Annotated in this window: 18 protein-coding genes; 11 read left to right on the top strand and 7 right to left on the bottom strand. The window is 66.3% G+C overall.

The window, feature by feature from the left end:
* Positions 1–117: 117 nt before the first annotated feature.
* Both SPYCW_RS16900 and SPYCW_RS16895 read right to left on the bottom strand, forming a co-directional pair.
* The gene (locus SPYCW_RS16900; protein WP_120217794.1) at positions 118–1,164 is read right to left on the bottom strand and encodes an ACP S-malonyltransferase; all 1,047 of its coding nucleotides are present in this window, start codon (positions 1,162–1,164) and stop codon (positions 118–120) included.
* Positions 1,161–3,362: a dehydrogenase E1 component subunit alpha/beta gene (locus SPYCW_RS16895; protein WP_120217793.1), complete on the bottom strand. Its 2,202-nt coding sequence runs from the start codon at positions 3,360–3,362 to the stop codon at positions 1,161–1,163. Before SPYCW_RS16895 ends, SPYCW_RS16900 begins: the two co-directional genes overlap by 4 nt.
* A gap of 181 nt (positions 3,363–3,543) precedes the next feature.
* Between SPYCW_RS16895 and SPYCW_RS16890 the strand changes: the two genes are divergently transcribed.
* The 8 genes from SPYCW_RS16890 (at position 3,544) to SPYCW_RS16855 (ending at position 10,999) form a co-directional block, all read left to right on the top strand.
* Positions 3,544–4,248 carry a DUF4129 domain-containing protein gene (locus tag SPYCW_RS16890; protein WP_120217792.1) on the top strand — a complete coding sequence of 235 codons (705 nt, stop codon included), beginning with the start codon at positions 3,544–3,546 and terminating at the stop codon, positions 4,246–4,248.
* Positions 4,245–5,477 carry a DUF4350 domain-containing protein gene (locus SPYCW_RS16885; RefSeq protein ID WP_120217791.1) on the top strand — a complete coding sequence of 411 codons (1,233 nt, stop codon included), beginning with the start codon at positions 4,245–4,247 and terminating at the stop codon, positions 5,475–5,477. Before SPYCW_RS16890 ends, SPYCW_RS16885 begins: the two co-directional genes overlap by 4 nt.
* Positions 5,467–6,432 carry an AAA family ATPase gene (locus SPYCW_RS16880; protein WP_120217790.1) on the top strand — a complete coding sequence of 322 codons (966 nt, stop codon included), beginning with the start codon at positions 5,467–5,469 and terminating at the stop codon, positions 6,430–6,432. The genes SPYCW_RS16885 and SPYCW_RS16880 overlap by 11 nt, the downstream gene beginning before the upstream one ends.
* A gap of 160 nt (positions 6,433–6,592) precedes the next feature.
* A complete protein-coding gene (locus SPYCW_RS16875; RefSeq protein WP_120217789.1) occupies positions 6,593–7,909 on the top strand; it encodes a DUF58 domain-containing protein in 1,317 nt (438 codons plus the stop codon).
* Positions 7,906–8,943: a stage II sporulation protein M gene (locus SPYCW_RS16870; RefSeq protein WP_120217788.1), complete on the top strand. Its 1,038-nt coding sequence runs from the start codon at positions 7,906–7,908 to the stop codon at positions 8,941–8,943. Before SPYCW_RS16875 ends, SPYCW_RS16870 begins: the two co-directional genes overlap by 4 nt.
* On the top strand, positions 8,940–9,815 hold the full coding sequence (locus SPYCW_RS16865) for an RDD family protein (protein WP_120217787.1): 876 nt from the start codon (positions 8,940–8,942) through the stop codon (positions 9,813–9,815). Before SPYCW_RS16870 ends, SPYCW_RS16865 begins: the two co-directional genes overlap by 4 nt.
* On the top strand, positions 9,802–10,491 hold the full coding sequence (locus SPYCW_RS16860; protein WP_120217786.1) for a nitroreductase: 690 nt from the start codon (positions 9,802–9,804) through the stop codon (positions 10,489–10,491). The genes SPYCW_RS16865 and SPYCW_RS16860 overlap by 14 nt, the downstream gene beginning before the upstream one ends.
* Positions 10,492–10,507: 16 nt before the next feature.
* Positions 10,508–10,999, top strand: coding sequence for a hypothetical protein (locus SPYCW_RS16855; RefSeq protein WP_120218375.1), 492 nt, complete (start codon positions 10,508–10,510; stop codon positions 10,997–10,999).
* A gap of 149 nt (positions 11,000–11,148) precedes the next feature.
* On the opposite strand, the gene SPYCW_RS16850 is transcribed toward SPYCW_RS16855, so the two are convergent.
* The gene (locus tag SPYCW_RS16850) at positions 11,149–11,607 is read right to left on the bottom strand and encodes a hypothetical protein (RefSeq protein ID WP_120217785.1); all 459 of its coding nucleotides are present in this window, start codon (positions 11,605–11,607) and stop codon (positions 11,149–11,151) included.
* 106 nt (positions 11,608–11,713) lie between these two features.
* Here SPYCW_RS16850 and gyrB point away from each other — a divergent pair, with 106 nt between their 5' ends.
* Positions 11,714–14,281 (top strand): DNA topoisomerase (ATP-hydrolyzing) subunit B, encoded by a 2,568-nt coding sequence (gyrB, locus tag SPYCW_RS16845; RefSeq protein WP_120217784.1) that lies wholly within the window; start codon positions 11,714–11,716, stop codon positions 14,279–14,281.
* Between the two features lie 94 nt (positions 14,282–14,375).
* On the opposite strand, the gene SPYCW_RS16840 is transcribed toward gyrB, so the two are convergent.
* The 3 genes from SPYCW_RS16840 to SPYCW_RS19545 are packed head-to-tail and all read right to left on the bottom strand — an operon-like array spanning position 14,376 to position 15,710.
* Positions 14,376–14,816 carry a carboxymuconolactone decarboxylase family protein gene (locus SPYCW_RS16840; RefSeq protein ID WP_120217783.1) on the bottom strand — a complete coding sequence of 147 codons (441 nt, stop codon included), beginning with the start codon at positions 14,814–14,816 and terminating at the stop codon, positions 14,376–14,378.
* Positions 14,813–15,244: an ester cyclase gene (locus SPYCW_RS16835; protein ID WP_172595538.1), complete on the bottom strand. Its 432-nt coding sequence runs from the start codon at positions 15,242–15,244 to the stop codon at positions 14,813–14,815. The genes SPYCW_RS16840 and SPYCW_RS16835 overlap by 4 nt, the downstream gene beginning before the upstream one ends.
* A 10-nt stretch (positions 15,245–15,254) precedes the next feature.
* Complete coding sequence (locus SPYCW_RS19545; protein ID WP_443029469.1) at positions 15,255–15,710, bottom strand: RrF2 family transcriptional regulator; 456 nt, start codon at positions 15,708–15,710, stop codon at positions 15,255–15,257.
* Positions 15,711–16,014: 304 nt separating this feature from the next.
* On the opposite strand from SPYCW_RS19545, the gene SPYCW_RS16825 reads away from it, so the two are divergent.
* Positions 16,015–16,446: a septal ring lytic transglycosylase RlpA family protein gene (locus SPYCW_RS16825; protein ID WP_120217780.1), complete on the top strand. Its 432-nt coding sequence runs from the start codon at positions 16,015–16,017 to the stop codon at positions 16,444–16,446.
* A 45-nt stretch (positions 16,447–16,491) separates the two neighbouring features.
* Here the strand turns inward: SPYCW_RS16825 and SPYCW_RS16820 are convergent, their stop codons facing one another.
* Complete coding sequence (locus tag SPYCW_RS16820; RefSeq protein ID WP_145986003.1) at positions 16,492–16,797, bottom strand: DUF6506 family protein; 306 nt, start codon at positions 16,795–16,797, stop codon at positions 16,492–16,494.
* A gap of 118 nt (positions 16,798–16,915) precedes the next feature.
* Here SPYCW_RS16820 and SPYCW_RS16815 point away from each other — a divergent pair, with 118 nt between their 5' ends.
* A complete protein-coding gene (locus tag SPYCW_RS16815; protein ID WP_172595537.1) occupies positions 16,916–17,797 on the top strand; it encodes a LysR family transcriptional regulator in 882 nt (293 codons plus the stop codon).
* The last annotated feature ends 6 nt before the right edge of the window (positions 17,798–17,803 follow it).

Here is a 17,803-nt window from a genome sequence, read left to right as displayed (position 1 = left end):
CCCATGGGCGCTGCCGTTCACCCGCGCGCGGTCCACCCCACCTGATCGCGCGCGACCGACAGGGTCGGCAGGGGAATGTTCCTTCCCTTGCCGACCCTATTCGTTTCCGGTGCAACGTCAGCCGGTGACGAGCGCGCGCTGTTCGGGGCGGCCCATCGATAGCAGGATCGGGTCCGATGCCTGCCGCGCCATGAAATCACCCTTGCCCGCAATCCCCTGCCAGGTGATGCCGATCAGCGATTGCGCAATCGCACCGCCGAGCGTGTCGCCGGGACCGGGCAGGATGATGACGTCGGGGGCAAATTCCTTGACCGCAACCTGCACCGACAGCGCGAAGTCGTAGGGCGCGAGGATCTGGTGGCCGAAGGTGTAATCCCACACCGCCGCCGGATCGCTCGAAAAGCGGCGCCAGACATGGCCGCGACCATCGACCATCGGGATCGCGGGGGCACTGAACAGCCCGGCGGGGAGCTCGGCCTTGGCCTTGTCCGCGCTGCCGAACATCAGCGGGGTGTGGAACGGGCCATGGCCCGCAAGGCGCAGCGGATCGCGCCCCGGCGTCGGCGGCGCTTCGGCGAGGAGCGCGGCGAGGCCCGCTTCGTCGCCCGCAAAGACGAGCATCCCGGCAAGATCGATCGACAGCACGAGGGCGTGGCCGGGCCGCGCTGCGATGGAATCGACCAGCGCGAACAGCGCATCGCGCAAGCCCGGAACCGGGCGCCAATCCTCGTCGACGACTTGCAGCAAGATCTGCCCGCCGGGGCCGTGGGTCTGGCTGTTGAGGCCCATCGCATTGCTGATCCGGAAGCCATCCGCGACCGACACTGCACCGCCGAGCGCCAATGCGCTGTACCAGCCCATCGAATTGCCTGCGACCGCGATGACGTCATATTTTTCGCGGTCGATGCTGAGATAATCGAGCGCGGTCGCGGTGTAGATCAAGGGTGCGGCAACGTCGCCGCGCATGTGGGTGGCGACGCTGAAGCGATCGGCGCCGTCGAGTTCGGTCACCGTCGGCTGGCCGCGGTCGGTGCGCTGCGCGTCGAAATTGGCGATGAGATCGGGGAAGCGCGCACCGTGCAGACGCGCGATGCTGCCGAGTTCGCCCTTGCCATAGGTGCCGCGGCCGGGGGCGACGACGAGCGCGGTTTTGCGGGTGCTCATGCGAGCAACTCCTTCGCCGCCGCGACGATGCTGTCGCGGCTCGGCAGGGTCAGCGTTGCGGCCTTGCCGAGCGGGATGAAACTGTCGTCGGCGGCGATCCGCGCGATCTTCTTGCCCGGCGTGCGCTCGACAAAGGTCGCCATCAGCGCCTCGCTCTGCGAGCCGGTGATGCGGCATTCGTCGACGATCAGGACGCGCTTGGCATCGCCGACCGCGGCGACGAGCTTGTCTTCGTCGACCGGACCGAGCCAGCGCAGATCGATGACGCGCGCCTTGACGCCATCGGCGGCGAGCAGCTTTTCGGCTTGCCGCGAGAGATAATATCCATTGCCATAGGTGACGATCGCGAGGTCGCTGCCGTCGCCATGGACGCCGACGTCGCCGAAAGCGATCGGCGCGGCGGCGCCGGGCGCCTCATAAACGCTCGTCCAGAAGCCATCGCCCTCCTCGTGGAGGTCGCGAGTCATATAGAGCGCGATCGGTTCGACAAAGACGACGACGCGCTGCTCCTCGCGCGCCAGCCGCACGCATTCGCGGAGCATCGCCACGGCGTCACGCCCGTTCGACGGGACCGCAAGGATGACGCCGGGAATGTCGCGGAACACCGCAAGGCTGTTGTCGTTATGGAAATGACCGCCGAAACCCTTCTGGTAGCCGAGCCCCGCGATGCGGATGACCATCGGGTTGGTGTACTGGCCGTTCGAGAAGAAGCTCAAGGTCGCCGCCTCGCCGCGGATCTGGTCCTCGGCATTGTGGACATAAGCGAGGAACTGGATCTCGGGCATCGGGACAAAGCCGTTGTGCGCCATGCCGATCGCGAGCCCGAGGATCGCCTGTTCGTCGAGCAAGGTGTTGATCACGCGCGCCGACCCGAAGCGCTGGTGCAGCTTTGCGGTGACATTATAGACCCCGCCCTTTGGCCCGACATCCTCGCCCATCACGGCGATTTCGGGGTGGGCGAGCATCAGGTCGGCGAGCGCCCAGCTTAAGAGCCGCGCCATATGCTGCGGCTTGTCCATCGCGCCTGCATCGCTGCCGAACATCGCCTTGCGATCCTCGTCCGACGGGGTGTTCGCGCGGGCAAGCTCGCGCTTGGGCGGCACGATGCTCTGCATCACATGCGCGGGCGTGGTGATCTTGGGGCGCAGGATCGCCGCCTCGGCCTGCCGCGCCAGCGTCGCGCCGATGTCTTCATAGACGTCGGCGATCTCGGCGGGGGTCATCCACCCCTGCCCGGCCATCAATGCCGCGCCCGCGAGCAGCGGGTCGCGCGCCTCGTCGGCCTCGATCAGCGCCTTGGGCAGATAGGCGCCCTGCACGTCCGACCCGGCGTGGCCGTAGAGCCGCACCGTCGCCATGTGGAGGAACACCGGCTTGCGATACCGCCGCGCATAATCGGCGGCTTCGCACGCCCCGGCATAGGCCGAGGCGAGGTCGCTGCCGTCGCACTGGATATAGTGCAGCCCGGCGCGGTGACGGAACTGCGCCTCGATCCAGCCGGTCGGCGTGCGGGTCGAAATGCCGATGCCATTGTCTTCGCAGAGGAAGATCAGCGGCATTGGCGAGCCCTGAAACGCCGCCCAGCCCGCGGTGTTGAATGCCCCCTGCGCGGTCGAATGGTTCGCCGACGCGTCGCCAAAGCTGGTCAGCACCACCGCATCGTCGGGGAGCGGCAGATCTTTCATGCCCTGACGCCGCGCGATGCCGATCGAAAAGGCGGCGCCGACCGCTTTCGGCAGGTGCGAGGCGATCGTCGAAGTTTGCGGCGGGATATTGAGCGGTTTCGACCCAATCACCTTGTGGCGGCCGCCCGAAATCGGATCTTCGCTCGACGCCGCAAAGCTCAGCAGCATGTCCCACGTCGGCGTGCCGCCCGGCAACTGGCGCGCGCGGTGAAGCTGAAAGGCGTTCGAGCGGTAATGGAGAAACGCCATGTCGGTGACGCGCAGCGCCGCCGCGACCGCCGCATTGCCCTCATGCCCCGACGATCCGATCGTGTAGAACCCCTCGCCGCGCGCCTGCAGGTGGCGCGACAAGCGGTCCATCTGACGGCTGGTCAGCTGCGACAGGAAAATGTCGGTGGCGTCGGCGCGCGACAGTCCGATCGCGGCGGGATCGGGCGCATCGGCGCGGCCCGGCAAGCGGCCGGTCGCCAGCGCGGCGAGGAATTTTTCATGTACTGCCTGCGCCGCGTCCACCTAAAATTCCTCCCGTTCGGCCTCGCCCATTCTGGCGGCTGGTTACGCCCGCAACCATCGGACCCATGCGGCAGCGCGCTATAACGGGGCAGTCGCCTGCGCAAGCATCTCTTGCCTTGGCGCGCCGCATCGCGCTACGCCTTGGCGCGATGACAATGCACGGCGGAACAGTCTTTTGGGCATGATGTCGCTGTGGATCGCCCAGGCGTCAGCGGCCGCCGAAGCGCCGGGCGCCGGTGGCGGCTGGCTGATCGATCCCGAACTCGTCGGTCCCGCCTATAGCCAGACGATCGCGGGCGGCGAAATCCAGACCGCGTTTCCGCCGCCGCCACCACCACCGCCACCCACCCCCGAATGGCTGAAATCGCTGTTCGACATGATCGGCAGTTTTTTCCAGTGGAGCGCGCCCGCCGCCAAGCCGCTGCTGTGGGTCGGCGTCGCGCTGCTCGCGCTGTTCCTGCTCTATCATTTCGTTCCCGCCTTTGCCCGCTGGGTCGATAATCTGCCGTTCCGGCGCAAGGGCGGCGATGACGACGCGGCGGACGACATCGGGCTGGCCGAAGCCGGCGCCGCGCGCGCGCTGCTGAGCGAGGCCGATGCGCTGGCCGCCGAAGGGCGCTTTGCCGAGGCGGTGCACCTGCTGCTCTATCGCAGCGTCGAGGATATCGACGGCCGTCGTCCGGGGCTGGTCAAACCCGCGATGACCTCGCGCGATCTTGCCGAGGCGCGCGACCTGCCCGGGGTCGCCCGCGACGCCTTCAGCCGCATTGCGCGCGCGGTCGAGATCAGCCTGTTCGGCGGACGGTCGATCGACGCGAATGCGTGGCAACAGTGCCGCAGTGCCTACGCCGAACTGACGGTGCCCAAAAATTGGGCGCGGGCATGAGCGGCGGGGCGGCGAGCGACGGCGGGTTCAACCCGCGGCTGATCGCGGGGGTCGTGGTCATCGGTGTGATCGCGTTCATCGCGCTGTGGGCGTTGATCGCGCTCGGCCCGCAGCTCAGCAGCGGCAACGACGGCGGCGGCCATGCGCTGTCGAAAGCAGCGCCGGGCTATGCCGGGATCGTCGACCTGCTCGAACGCAGCGACGCGATGGTCGATCTGCGCCGCAGCGAAGAGGCGCCGCAATATGAGGATGAATGGCGCGAGCTGCTGGTGCTGACCCCCTCCCACCAGACCAAGCCCGACGATCTGGCGCGGGTGATCAAGGGGAACCGCGGCGGGCCGGTGCTCATCGTGCTGCCGAAATGGCAGACGGGGCGGCATCCGGACAAGGCGGGCTGGTCGGGCCAAGGCTTTCCCAGCGCCCCGTCGCCCAAATTGCTACCGCCGACGATCGGCGCGATCGACAAGATCATCAGCGAGTCGCACGCGCGCGGCGCCACCGCGACCGGCTTTGTCGGCGGGCGCAACGTCGCGCTGCCGCTCAGCGGACTGCGAGCGCAGGTCATGACCTCCGGCGACTTCGCGACGATGATCGGCTTTCCGCACGGCGGCGCGCTGCTCGCCAAGCGCACCCACGACGAAATCTACATCCTGTCCGAGCCCGATTTCGTCAACAACCTGGCCTTTGCGAACCGCGATCGCGCTCGCGCCGCGGCGATGCTGATCGACGCGGTGGCGGAGGATGCCGACGCCGACGGGATCGCGTTCGACCTGACGCTGAACGGGTTCGGCAGCCAGCGCTCGCTGCTGCGCTTTGCGTTCGTGCCGCCATTTATCGGCATCACCCTGTGCCTGATCGCGGCGGGGCTGCTCGCGCTGTGGCAGGCGTGGATGCGGTTCGGCCCGGCGCTGAAACCGGCGCGCGCCATCGCGGTGTCGAAGGCGGCATTGATCGCCAACAGCGCCGATTTGATCAAGCAGGCGCGGCGCGAGCTCGACGGCGCCGACGCGTATGTCAAAAGCCAGCGCAGCGCGATCGCGCGGCGGCTGCACGCCCCCGCCGGGCTCGATGACGCCGCAACCGACCGCTGGATCGACAAGCATCTGCGCGGCGATGAAACATTTTCCGCGCTCGCCCGGCGACTGCCGCTCGCGCGCAACACTCATGAATTTCTGGCAGACGCGCAGGCGCTGCACGACATCAGGAAGGATCTACTGCGTGACAGCTAATCCCATCGAAAGCGTTCAGGCGCTCGGCGCCGCGATCCAAGGCGAAGTCGCCAAGGTCGTGTTCGGGCAGGGACCGCTGACCCGCATGGTCACCATCGCGCTGCTCGCGGGCGGGCATGTGCTGCTCGAAGGCCCGCCGGGGACCGCCAAGACGTTGCTCGCCCAAGCCTTTGCGCGCGCCACCGGGCTCGATTTCGGGCGCATCCAGTTCACCCCCGATTTGATGCCCGGTGACATTTTGGGCTCGAACCTGTTCAACTTCCAGACGTCGAGTTTCACGCTGACCAAGGGACCGATCTTTACCGAGCTGCTGCTCGCCGACGAAATCAACCGCACCCCGCCCAAGACGCAGGCCGCGCTGCTCGAAGCGATGCAGGAACGCCGCGTGACGATCAACGGCGAGCCGCATGTCATGAGCCCGCGCTTCACCGTGCTCGCGACGCAGAACCCGATCGAACAACAGGGCGTCTATCCGCTGCCCGAGGCCCAGCTCGACCGTTTCCTGTTCAAGCTGGTGGTCGATTATCCCGCCGCCGACGAGGAGCGCCGTATCGTCGCCGACCATGGCGGGCGTTTCAAAAGCCCCGCCGTCGCCGATTTCGGGGTGACCGAGGTCGCCAATGCCAAGACGATCGCGGCGGCGATCGACACCATCGCCACCGTCCGGCTGGCCGACGAAATCGTCGACTATATCGTCCGCCTGGTTCGCGCGACGCGCGAGAGCGCCGACCTGGAATGCGGCGCCAGCCCGCGCGCCGCGACGCTGCTGGCGCGCGCGGCCTGCGCCGCAGCGGCGCTCGACGGACGCGATTATGTGATCCCCGACGATGTGCAGCAACTGGCATCGGGCGTGCTGCGCCACCGCGTCATCCTGTCGGCGGCGGCCGAGATCGAGGGGCGGAGCGTCGAACAGGTCGTCGCGGCGCTGCTCGAACGTGAGGAAGTGCCGCGGTGATGGGGATTTGCAAACAATCCTCCCTGTCGCGCAGCGATGGGGAGGGGGACCGTTCGCGAAGCGAATGGTGGAGGGGCGGCAACGGTAGTGTCACGGCCCCTCCGTCAGCCCTTCGGGCTGCCACCTCCCCATGGCTTCGCCACAGGGAGGATGGTCTCGCATGATCTACCCCACCCGCCGCGCGATCTATCTGCTGCTGCTCGGCGCGCCGATGGCGCTCGCACTGGGGCTCGTGCGGCCCGAGCTGTGGCTGGTGGCGCCCGGGTGGATCGGGGTGGTTCTGGCGTGCCTGATCCTCGACACGGTCGCGGGTGCCAGTCCGCGCCACCTCAGCCTCGATGCGCGTTTTCCGCATCAGGTCGGGGTCGGCGATCCGTTCGACCTGACGCTCGCCGCGCGCGGGCGCGCGGTGCCGCCGCGCGCCGAACTGGCGCTCGCGCTCGACGAGCGGTTTGTCGAGGGTGGACGGCTCGCGGGCGATCTGCGCCGGACGAGCGACGGCGAAGCGCTGACCCGCTCCCTGCCGCTCACCGCGTCGCGGCGCGGGCAGGCGGCGATCGAGGCGTTGTGGATCCGCTGGGCGGGGCCGCTGGGGCTGGTCTGGAAACAGCGCAAATTTGTCATCGACGGCATGATCGGCGTCGACCCCAGCCTGCGCGCGGTGACCGATGAGGGCAGCCGCCTGTTCCAACGCAACAGCTGGTTCGGCCTTCGCCAGCAACGCCTGCGCGGCGAGGGCAGCGAATATGAAGCGCTCGCCGAATATCAGCCGGGGATGGATCGGCGCGCGATCGACTGGAACGCGTCGGCGCGCCACGTCAAATTGCTCGCCAAGGAATATCGCGTCGAGCGCGACAACCGCGTCGTGCTGGCGATCGACGGCGGGCGGACGATGGCCGAACCCGTCGGCGGCATGCCGCGCGTCGACCGCGCGGTGTCGGCGGCGCTGCTGCTCGCCTATGTCGGGCTCAAATTGAACGACCGGATCAGCCTGTTCTCCTTCGCGGCCAAGCCGCAGGCGCTGACCCCCGCCTATATGCACACGCAGGATTTCCTGGCGTTGCAGCGCGCCGCGAGCCTGATCGATTATGCCCATGTCGAGAGCAATTTTACCCTCGCGCTGACCACGCTCGGCGCGCAGCTCAATCGCCGCTCGCTGATCATCCTGTTCACCGAATTCACCGATGCGACGAGCGCCGACCTGATGATCCGCGCGGCGGGACGGCTGGTGAAGAAGCACCGGTTGCTGTTCGTCGTGATCCGCGACGAGGAAGTCGAAGGCGAGGAGCGCCGCCGCCCCGAAACCGGCGCCGATGTCACGCGGTCGAACGTCGCCGCGGCGATGCTGCGCGACCGCCAGCTGGTGATCGCGCGGCTGCAGCGGCTGGGCGCCGACGTGCTCGAAGTCCCCGCCGACGCGATGGGGGCAGGTGCGATCGAGGCCTATCTCGGCATCAAGCGGGCGGGCACGCTGTGATCCCCGCGGCGCCCCCTGCCCGCGCGCTCGACGCTCCCAGCTTTTCGGCCAGCCGCTTTCGCGCCGAGCGCGAGGCCGACTGGATCGCATTCGACCTGCTGCTGACCAAGCTGGAGAAAAAGGGCGCCAAGGCGCTGACCAGCGACGAGCTGTTGCAGCTGCCCCTGCTCTATCGCGCCACGCTGTCGTCGCTGTCGATCGCGCGCGCGACGAGCCTCGACAAGGCGCTGCTCGACCATCTCGAGGCGCTGTCGATCCGCGGCTATTTCCTCGTCTATGGCGTGCGCGAGACGCGCTGGAACCGCGTCCGCCGCTTCTTCCTCTACGACTGGCCCGCCGCGGTGCGGTCGGTGTGGAAAGAGACGATCATCATTTCGCTGATCATCCTGCTCGGCGCGATCACCAGCTACTCGCTCGTCGCGAGCAATCCCGAATGGTATTATAATTTCGTCGGCGAAGACATGGCGGGCGGGCGCGATCCGCGCGCAACCGCCGAATATCTGCAATCGACGCTGGGGCATGGCAAGGCGGCGGGCAAAAGCGAAAGCGGGCTGCACATATTCGCGACCTATTTGTTCACCCACAACAGCCGCGTGTCGATCCTGTCCTTTGCGCTCGGCTTCGCTTTCGGCGTGCCGACGATGATGCTCGAATATTATCAGGGCATCGGCCTCGGCGCGATGATGGCGGTGTTTGCGGGCAAGGGGCTGGGGTTCGATTTCGGCGGCTGGCTGTTCATCCACGGCACCACCGAGCTGTTCGCCGCGGCGCTGTCGGGCGCCGCCGGGCTGCGCATCGGCGCCGCGGTGGTATTCCCCGGCGCGCGCAGTCGGTTGCAGGCGGCCTCGCACGCCGGGCGGACCGCGGGCAAGGTGATGATCGGGGTCATATTGATGCTGTTCATGGCCGGGCTGCTCGAAGGATTCGGGCGCCAGCTGATCACCGACACGATGCTGCGCTATGGCATCGGCACGCTGATGCTGTTGTTCTGGATCGGCTATTATTATCTGCCGCGCCGCGAGGATGTGACATGAACGCCACCGCCGCGCAGGCCAATGCCAAATCGCGCGCGTCGCGGGCGAAAAAAATCCGCCAGTTCATCACCCCCGAGGGGGTCGATCTCGAGCTCAAGATCGCGAGTTCGGGGCTGCGCTTCGGCGCGTTGCTGGTCGACCTCATCCTGATCATACTGGCGCTGTTTCTCTTTTCGCTGGTCATGCTGTGGATCGGCTTTGCGTCGCAATCGGACATCACCATCGTCGTGTGGATGCTGGGCGCCTTTGTGCTGCGCACCTTCTGGTTCATCGGCTTCGAGCTCGGATCGCGCGCCGCGACCCCGGGCAAGCGGCTGATGGGCATCCGCGTCGTCGCGCGCGACGGCGGGCGCCTGACCGCCGATGCGGTGGTCGCGCGCAACCTGATCCGCGAGCTTGAGCTGTTCCTGCCGCTGATGATGGTCGGCGTCGGCGCGGCGGAGGATGCGGTGTCGGGGTGGACGATGCTGGCGGGGGTGCTGTGGTCGCTGACGCTCAGCCTGTTCCTGCTATTCAACCGCGACCGGATGCGGATGGGCGACCTGATCGCCGGAACCTGGGTGGTGATGGCGCAGCGGGTGAAGCTCGACGCCGACATCGCCACCGATGCCGCGGGCGACGCGATGCTATTCAGCGAAGCCGAGCTTTCGGTCTATGGCATTTTCGAGTTGCAGGAGCTCGAACGCGTGCTGCGCAGCAAGGACGCGCGCGCGATGCGCGAGGTCGCCGACACGATCCGCGCCAAGATCGGCCGCGCGATCGCCGAAGAGGATGACGTCTTCCTGCTCAGCTACTACCGCCAACTGAAAGCCCGGCTCGAACGCAAATTGCTGTTCGGCAAACGGCGAGAGGATAAATATGCCAGCGACTGACCCGATGTCCGTAACCGCCGCGCTGCACCAGCGGCGCTCGGTGCGCAAATTCACCGACCAGCCCGTCGATCCCGCACTGCTCCGCGAGATTTTTGCCGCGGCGCAGCGCGCGCCGTCGGGCGGCAATCTCCAGCCCTGGCAGGCGACGGTGCTCACCGGCGCGCCTTGGCAGGCGGTCAAGGACGCGGTCGCCGCGCGGCTGGCGATGGGTCGCGAAGGCTACCAGCCCGAATATGACATTTATCCCAAAGGACTGACCGACCCGTGGGAAGCACGGCGCTTCGGGGTCGGTGAGGCGCTTTACGCGTCGCTCGGCATCCCGCGCGAGGACAAGGCGGGGCGCCTCGCTCAGTTCGTGGAGAATTATCGGGGTTTCGGCGCACCGGTGATGCTTTTCCTCCACTGTTCGCGCATCATGGGGCCGCCGCAATGGTCGGACATGGGGATGTGGCTGCAATCGGTGATGCTGCTGCTCGTGGAGCATGGCCTCGCCAGTTGCCCGCAGGAATGCTGGGCGATGTATGGCCAAACCGTGCGGCAGACGCTGGCGCTCGGCGACGACCAGATTTTGTTCACCGGCCTCGCGATCGGTTATGCCGACGATGGCGCCGCAGTGAACCAGTGGCCGGTGCCGCGCGTAGCATTGGACGAAGTGATCGATTGGCAGGGATTTTGATATGAGGCGGCAGGTGATGTGGACACGATATGGGCTGGCGGTGCCGCTATTGCTGGCGGCTGCCGGATGCGCCGCGGTGCCGACCCCCGCCCCGCCGCCGCCGCGACCCGCCCCGGTCGCCGCCGCGCCGACCCCCGCGCCATTACCGACCCCGACCCGCGGCTGGGAGGAACGCGCCGTCGATGCGGGGAGCTGGCGTTACGATACGGGCAGCCGCACTGCGACCTTCGTTCCGACCGGCAGCGCCAATCCGCTGCTCAGCATGACGTGCAGTGGCAGCGCGATTCGCCTGACGTCGGCGCTGGTCGGCGCGGTCAGCCTGCGCACCAGCGCCGGGACCGACCAGATACGTTTTGACGGCGGTAGCGCGACACTGCCCAACCGCGACCCTCGGCTCGACCGCATCGCGTTCAGCCGCGGCCGCTTTGCGCTGGAGACGCCGGGCGGCGGCGCGCTGACGCTACCGGTGCAGTCGGAGATTGGCCGGGTGATCGAGGATTGCCGATAGAGTGACCCTCCCTGTGGCGAAGCCATGGGGAGGTGGCAGCGCAAAGCGCTGACGGAGGGGCAAGGGCGCGGCCGGCGCAAAGCCCCTCCACCATCCGCTTCGCGGACGGTCCCCCTCCCCATCGCTACGCGACAGGGAGGATATGGGCGCTATCCCCCCAGCTGTACCGTCCCGCCGCGGATCCAGCCCCAGCGGCACGGACCCTGATATTCGCGCGCGCTGGCGACCGATTTGCCGACCCCGCACATGTCGGGATCGGTGCCGGGCGCGGCGAAGACGATGCCGAACCACGCGTCATTCTCGGCGGCTTCGCAGAGCGACACATTCGCACCGCCGGCCAGCTTTGCCTTAACCGCGCGCGTTTCGCCCGGTGCCCAGAACACATCGGTGCCACCCGGCTTGACCCGGCTGATGCTCGAGCAGGCGGGCAGGCTCGGTCCTTCGGTGCCGATCATCACCGCGCGCGTCGCGAGCGGCTCGCCCGATACAGCGGGAGCGTTTTCGGCGGGCGGCGCGGGCTGGCTGCACGCCGCCAGCGGCGCCGCGAGCGCCGCAGCGAACGCCAGCGAAAGGCGGGACGAAAAGCGAGGCGAAGGAGTGGTTTTCATGGCGCGAATCTAGCCGTCGCAACGGGACCATGCAACGCTCGTCACAAACTGGCCAAGACCCGCATTTTCGCTTGGGTTTTGCGGCCTTCGACCCTATATAATCGATATGACGGACACGCCCGAAACCAGCGCGCCAAGCGCGCCTTCCAACCAGCCCAACACCAACGCCTATGGCGCCGATTCAATCAAGGTTCTCAAGGGCCTGGATGCGGTGCGCAAGCGGCCCGGCATGTATATCGGCGACACCGACGACGGGTCGGGGCTGCATCACATGGTGTTCGAAGTCAGCGACAATGCGATCGACGAAGCGCTCGCAGGCCATTGCGACCTGGTCCTGATCACCTTGAACAGCGACGGATCGGTCAGCGTCGAGGACAATGGTCGCGGTATCCCCACGGGCATCCACGCCGAGGAAGGCATTTCGGCGGCCGAGGTCATCATGACCCAGCTCCACGCCGGCGGGAAGTTCGAGAACACCAGCGATGACAACGCGTATAAGGTGTCGGGCGGCCTGCACGGGGTCGGGGTCAGCGTCGTCAACGCGCTTAGCGAGTGGCTGGAGCTGACGATCTGGCGCGACGGCGAAGAGCATTGGATGCGTTTCGAGCATGGCGATTCGGTCGGCCCGCTCAAGGTCACTGGCCCCGCCCCGGCGGGCAAGAAGGGCACGCGCGTGACCTTCATGGCGTCGACCGAGACGTTCAAAAACGTCCTCGAGTTCGATTTCGAAAAGCTCGAGCATCGTTACCGCGAGCTCGCCTTCCTCAATTCGGGCGTCCGCATCAAGCTTGTCGACGCCCGCCACGCCGAGCATGTCAGCCATGACCTGTTTTACGAAGGCGGCATCGCGGCGTTCGTCAAATATCTCGACCGCAACAAGAATGCGCTGCTGCCCGATCCGATCGCGATCAGCAGCGAGCGCGACGGCATCGGCATCGACGTCGCGCTCGAATGGAACGACAGCTATTATGAAAATGTGCTGTGTTTCACCAATAACATCCCGCAGCGCGACGGCGGCACCCATCTTGCCGCCTTCCGCGCTGCGCTGACCCGCACGATCAACGGCTATGGCGACAAGTCGGGCATCCTCAAGAAAGAGAAAGTCTCGCTGACCGGCGACGATATGCGCGAAGGGCTGACCGCGATCGTGTCGGTCAAGCTGCCCGACCCCAAATTCAGCTCGCAGACCAAGGACAAGCTGGTGTCGTCCGAAGTCCGGCAGCCTCTGGAAAGCCTGATGGCCGACCGGATGACCGAATGGCTCGAGGAAAATCCCGCCTATGCCAAGGCGGTGATCCAGAAGGTCGTCGACGCCGCCGCGGCGCGCGAGGCCGCAAAAAAGGCGCGCGAACTGACGCGGCGCAAGGGCGCGATGGACATCGCGAGCCTGCCCGGCAAGCTCGCCGACTGTCAGGAACGCGACCCCAGCAAGTGTGAACTTTTCCTGGTCGAGGGTGACTCGGCAGGCGGATCGGCGAAGCAGGGCCGCGACCGGCATGTGCAGGCGATCCTGCCGCTGAAGGGCAAGATCCTGAACGTCGAGCGCGCGCGGTTCGACCGGATCATCTCGTCGAAGGAAGTCGGCACGCTGATCCAGGCGCTCGGCACGGGCATCCGCGACGAGTTCAACCTTGAAAAGCTGCGCTATCACAAGATTGTGATCATGACCGACGCCGACGTCGACGGCGCGCATATCCGCACGCTGTTGCTCACCTTCTTCTATCGGCAGATGCCCGAAATCATCGAGAACGGCCATCTCTACATCGCGCAGCCGCCGCTGTACAAAGTCGCCAAGGGACGCAGCGAAGTCTATGTGAAGGACGACAGCGCGCTCGAAAACTATCTCGTCGATGGTGGCATCGACGCGCTGATGCTCGAAACCACGGGCGGCGCGCGGTCGGGGGCCGACCTGCGCGAGCTGATCGAACATGGCCGCCGCCTCCGCGCGCTGATGCGCTATGTGCCGCGCGGTCATAATTACGAGCTGGTCGAGGCGCTGGCCTTGAACGGTGCGCTCGATCCGGCGCTCGACAGCGCCGGGCGCGCCGCCGCCGCGCTGCGCGCCGCCGAATGGCTCAACACCGCCGAGCGCGCGCTGACCGGCGGCGCCGAAGCGAGCTGGACGGTGGTAGCGAACGATGGCGGCTACACGCTCGAAAAGCGGTGGCGCGGGGTCAGCGACCATCATACGATCGACGCGGCGTTCCTGGCGAGCCAGGAGAGCCGCCGCCTGCACAAGCTCGCGTCCGAACAGGCCGAAAGCTATTCGCATCCGGCCCGGCTGGTGAAGGGCAGCAGCGCCGCCGCGCCCGCTGCCGCCGAGGCCGCAGCCGAGCCGGTGGACGACGATACTGACGCGGGGGACAGCGACCTGCCCGCCGCGGCCAGCGGCAAGGTCACGCCGATCACGCGCCCGTCCGAACTGCTCGAGGCGATCTTTGCGCACAGCCGCAAGGGGCTGGCGATCAGCCGCTACAAGGGGCTGGGCGAGATGAACGCCGAGCAGCTGTGGGAAACCACGCTCGACCCCGCCAATCGTTCGCTGCTGCGCGTCGAGGCCGAACAGGCCGACATCGCGCATGAAATCTTTGAACGATTGATGGGCGACGAGGTCGAACCGCGGCGCGAATTCATCCAGACCAACGCGCTGTCGGTAGCAAATCTGGACGTTTGATCGCATTGGTGGCCCGCAGTCACGGATTTCGGGTCGGTCGTATCGAAATCCGTCGCGCCACTGATTCGGCGGCGCCGCAAGACGCGAAGTCTTTTCACGTGCTCGCAGGATCGGCGCGCGCGAGCCGATTCCAGGCGTTGATCTGCGCCACGGCATAGGTCAGGACGATCACGTCCTTTGGCCTGAAATGCTGACGAAGCGCCGAGGTCGTACCCGCGATGGTCGCCTCATCATTTTGGTCGAGCCGGGTCAACGCGGTCGCATAAGCCAGCGCCGTGCTCTCCCCTTCATCCAAGCCGCTGGGACCGCGCTGCGAGACAATGTCGTCGACAAGCGTTGGCGCCACGCCCAGATTCAGGGTCTTTTCGGTGTGCAACGCGATGCAAAAATCGCAGCTGTTGAGCACCGAGCAGTGCAGGCGAACGAGTTCAAGCAGGCGGAGGGGCAGCCCTTGCGCATCGCACTCGACATCAACTGCCAACATGGCCTGCAACCCGTCCGGCCATCCGCCAAGGACGGGTGGCAGCGGGTTCATGCGGCAAGTGCGGCGCTTGGCTGGCCGAGTTGCGCCATGATCATGTTGAGATCATAGAAGAACCGTTCGCCCGACAGCAGGCCATCCTTGAAGCGGACATAGACGGTGAACGGAAAGCGGATCGAAAGACCGGTCGGTTCGACACCCAGGAAACGGCCGACATGGGTGCCGACGAAATCGGCCTCGCCGATGGCGAGATCATCAGATACCCAGTGCAGAACGCCGCCGTCGGTCTGAATGCCGAACGCGTCCCACCATGTGCGATAATGTATTGCAGTCGCGTCCCGTCCCTTCAGAACAAGCCCAAGTGGCTGATCTTCGAACAGGGCATCGGGGTGGATCGTTGCCAGCACGGCTGCCATGTCATGCTCCGCCTCCGCCTTCATGTGGACCAGCAGGCACTGTTCGTTCTTTTCGCGGTTGGTCATATTTCGTCCTTCAGACTTGGCGCCCGTGCGCGGTGAACCAAGCAGTGGTGCGCTGTTGAATGGTGGGAGAGACATCGTCGCCGATCTGCCTCGCAAGGTCAGCGAGGGACACCGCTTGCAGCGCCGCACGCCACGCCAACGTCGCCGCATCCATCGTCCGCGCAATCGCGCAGCGCGCCGAATATTCGCCCGCTGTGCCCGCGCAGGGGCCATTGCGCCGGATTTCGTGGCAATGAAAGTGAGGCTCAACGCCATCGATCGCCGACGCGACATCATAGATGGTGATGCCATCGGCAGCGCGCGCGAGCCTATATCCACCCCTTCGTCCGGCGGACGCCTTGACCAATCCAGCCGCAGCCAATTGCAACAACACCTTTGCCAGCGTGCCACGACCCAGGTCGTGAAAGTCGGCAAGGTCATTTGCCGCAAGCTCGCGCTCGTCGGGCGCGGCGGCGAGAAGGATCATGATGTGAAGGGCCGCTTCGGCCGAGCTGTTGATTCGCATAATTACGACTTATTGTTTCGTAATTATGCATTGTCAATCCTCAAGGGCTGTTTGGCCGATACGCGACTGGCGCAATCGGGAGCCTGAAACGCTTTCCAAACATGCCGCCATTCACCGACGACGATCGCGGGGGAAGCTGGGCGGGAGCATGAATTGGAACCGATTCCACGCGGGTGAACGCAAATAAGGTTCAGTCCAACGCGCGGTGGCTTGTCTTGGCGCGCCGCCGCTGCTTTCGGCGCATCCTCGACAAGGGGATGAAGTCATGCGGACTTTTGCAGCCATGCTGATGCCGCTCTTGCTTACGGTTTCGGCCGCCGCGCAGGACGCCGAAATCACGGATACCGGGATCAGCGAAGCCGGTATGGGCGGCGCAGCGATCGTCGAAATCGATCGGGAAACCGAAATCGTTGGCGGCATGGCGAGCTATTACGGCAACGAGCTAGCCGGGAACCGCACTGCGAGCGGCGAACGCTTTGACCCCGGCCAGCTGACCGCAGCGCACCGCTCGCTGCCCTTCGGCAGCCGGGTGCGCGTCACCAACACCGCAAACGGCGACAGCGTGATCGTCCGCATCAACGACCGCGGCCCGTTTTCGCACGGCCGCGTGATCGACGTCAGCCATGCCGCAGCGCGCGAGATCGGCATGCACCGCAGCGGCACCGCGCGGGTTAAGCTGGCGCTGCTCGACGACTGAGCGGCCCGAACGCCGCGACGCTGCGCTTTCCATCCCGACCTGCGTCTATCCGTCGCCGAAAAGCCGGTGCATCGGCGCGATCGCTTCGGGGCCATAGCCGACCGACCCGACGGCAATTTTCCCGCCAATCGCCTCGATCACCCGCGCGGTCCAGATGGGACCAAATCCGCCGCATAGTTCGAGCAATTCGATGCCTTCATCGACCAGCGCGCGCGCCGCGGCCGGTCCCGCGGCGGGATCGCCGATCCCGATGGCGATCATTTCGAACCGATCCGATTGCATCACCATGCGATGCCTGGCGGGGTCGAGACCGCCGCCCGTCACGATAAAACCGAATTTTGTCAGTGCCATGGTCTTTGTCCTGTCCATCCGCGGGGCCAAGGGCTGGCCGCCAATCGACACCCGAATGGCGCGCGACTATAGTCGCGTCCAATGTCATTTTTGAACAAGTTGAGACGGGATGGGACTGATGCTTGATCTGCAACGGCTGCGCTATTTTGTCGCGGTGGCCGAAGAAGAGAATGTCGGGCGCGCTGCGGAAAGGCTGCACCTGACCCAATCGCCGCTCAGTCGGCAGATCCAGAGCCTGGAGGCGGATCTGGGCCTGGCGCTGTTCCACCGTGCGAAAAAGCGCCTTCGCCTCACCGCCGCGGGGCGGCAGTTTCTGGCCGAGGCCCGATCCTTGCTGGCGCATGGCGAGCGGGTCGAACAGCAGGCGCGCGCGATCGCGGCGGGGTCGGCGGGGGCGCTGATCATCGGTTATGTTCCGGGCGCCATCCATGCCGGGGTCGTGACCCGCTGGCTGCGGGCGTTCCGCATGGTGGCACCCGACGTCGACATCATGCTCAAAAAACTGCGTTCCGCCGAACAGGAGTCTCAGCTCCGCTCCGGCGAGATCGATATCGGCTTTGCCCACGCGCGCCCTGCTTTGGGTGCGGGGGTGTCGTCTCGGGCGATAGGCCGCGAGTCCTTCAAACTTGCCATACCTGCGCACCGATATGGTCGCGCCGCACCCACCGCGCGCGTCCTGCACGGGGCGCGGTTCATCGCCTTGCCCGGCACAGCGGCGGCTGGTCACAAAGACGAATTTTTCGCGGCCTGCGCGGCGGCGGGGTTCGAACCCGATGTCCGCTATGAAGCCGCCGACCCGCTTGCCGCGCTGGAAATGGTCGATGCAGGGCTGGGCTTTGCGATCGTGCAGGCCAGCCTGGAACGCATCAAACCGGCCGGAGTGGCGCTGGTCGACCTGCCGCCCGGGTTCGACTGGACGATGGCGATCCACCTGCTGCGCGGTGAGCCGTGTACACCGGTCGCAGCCCGGTTTTTCGGGCTCGACGTCGGCGTCGAATGAGCCGCG

Source organism: Sphingopyxis sp. EG6, assembly GCF_003609815.1.
Classification (GTDB): domain Bacteria; phylum Pseudomonadota; class Alphaproteobacteria; order Sphingomonadales; family Sphingomonadaceae; genus Sphingopyxis.
This window is presented reverse-complemented; position numbering and strand designations above follow the sequence as displayed.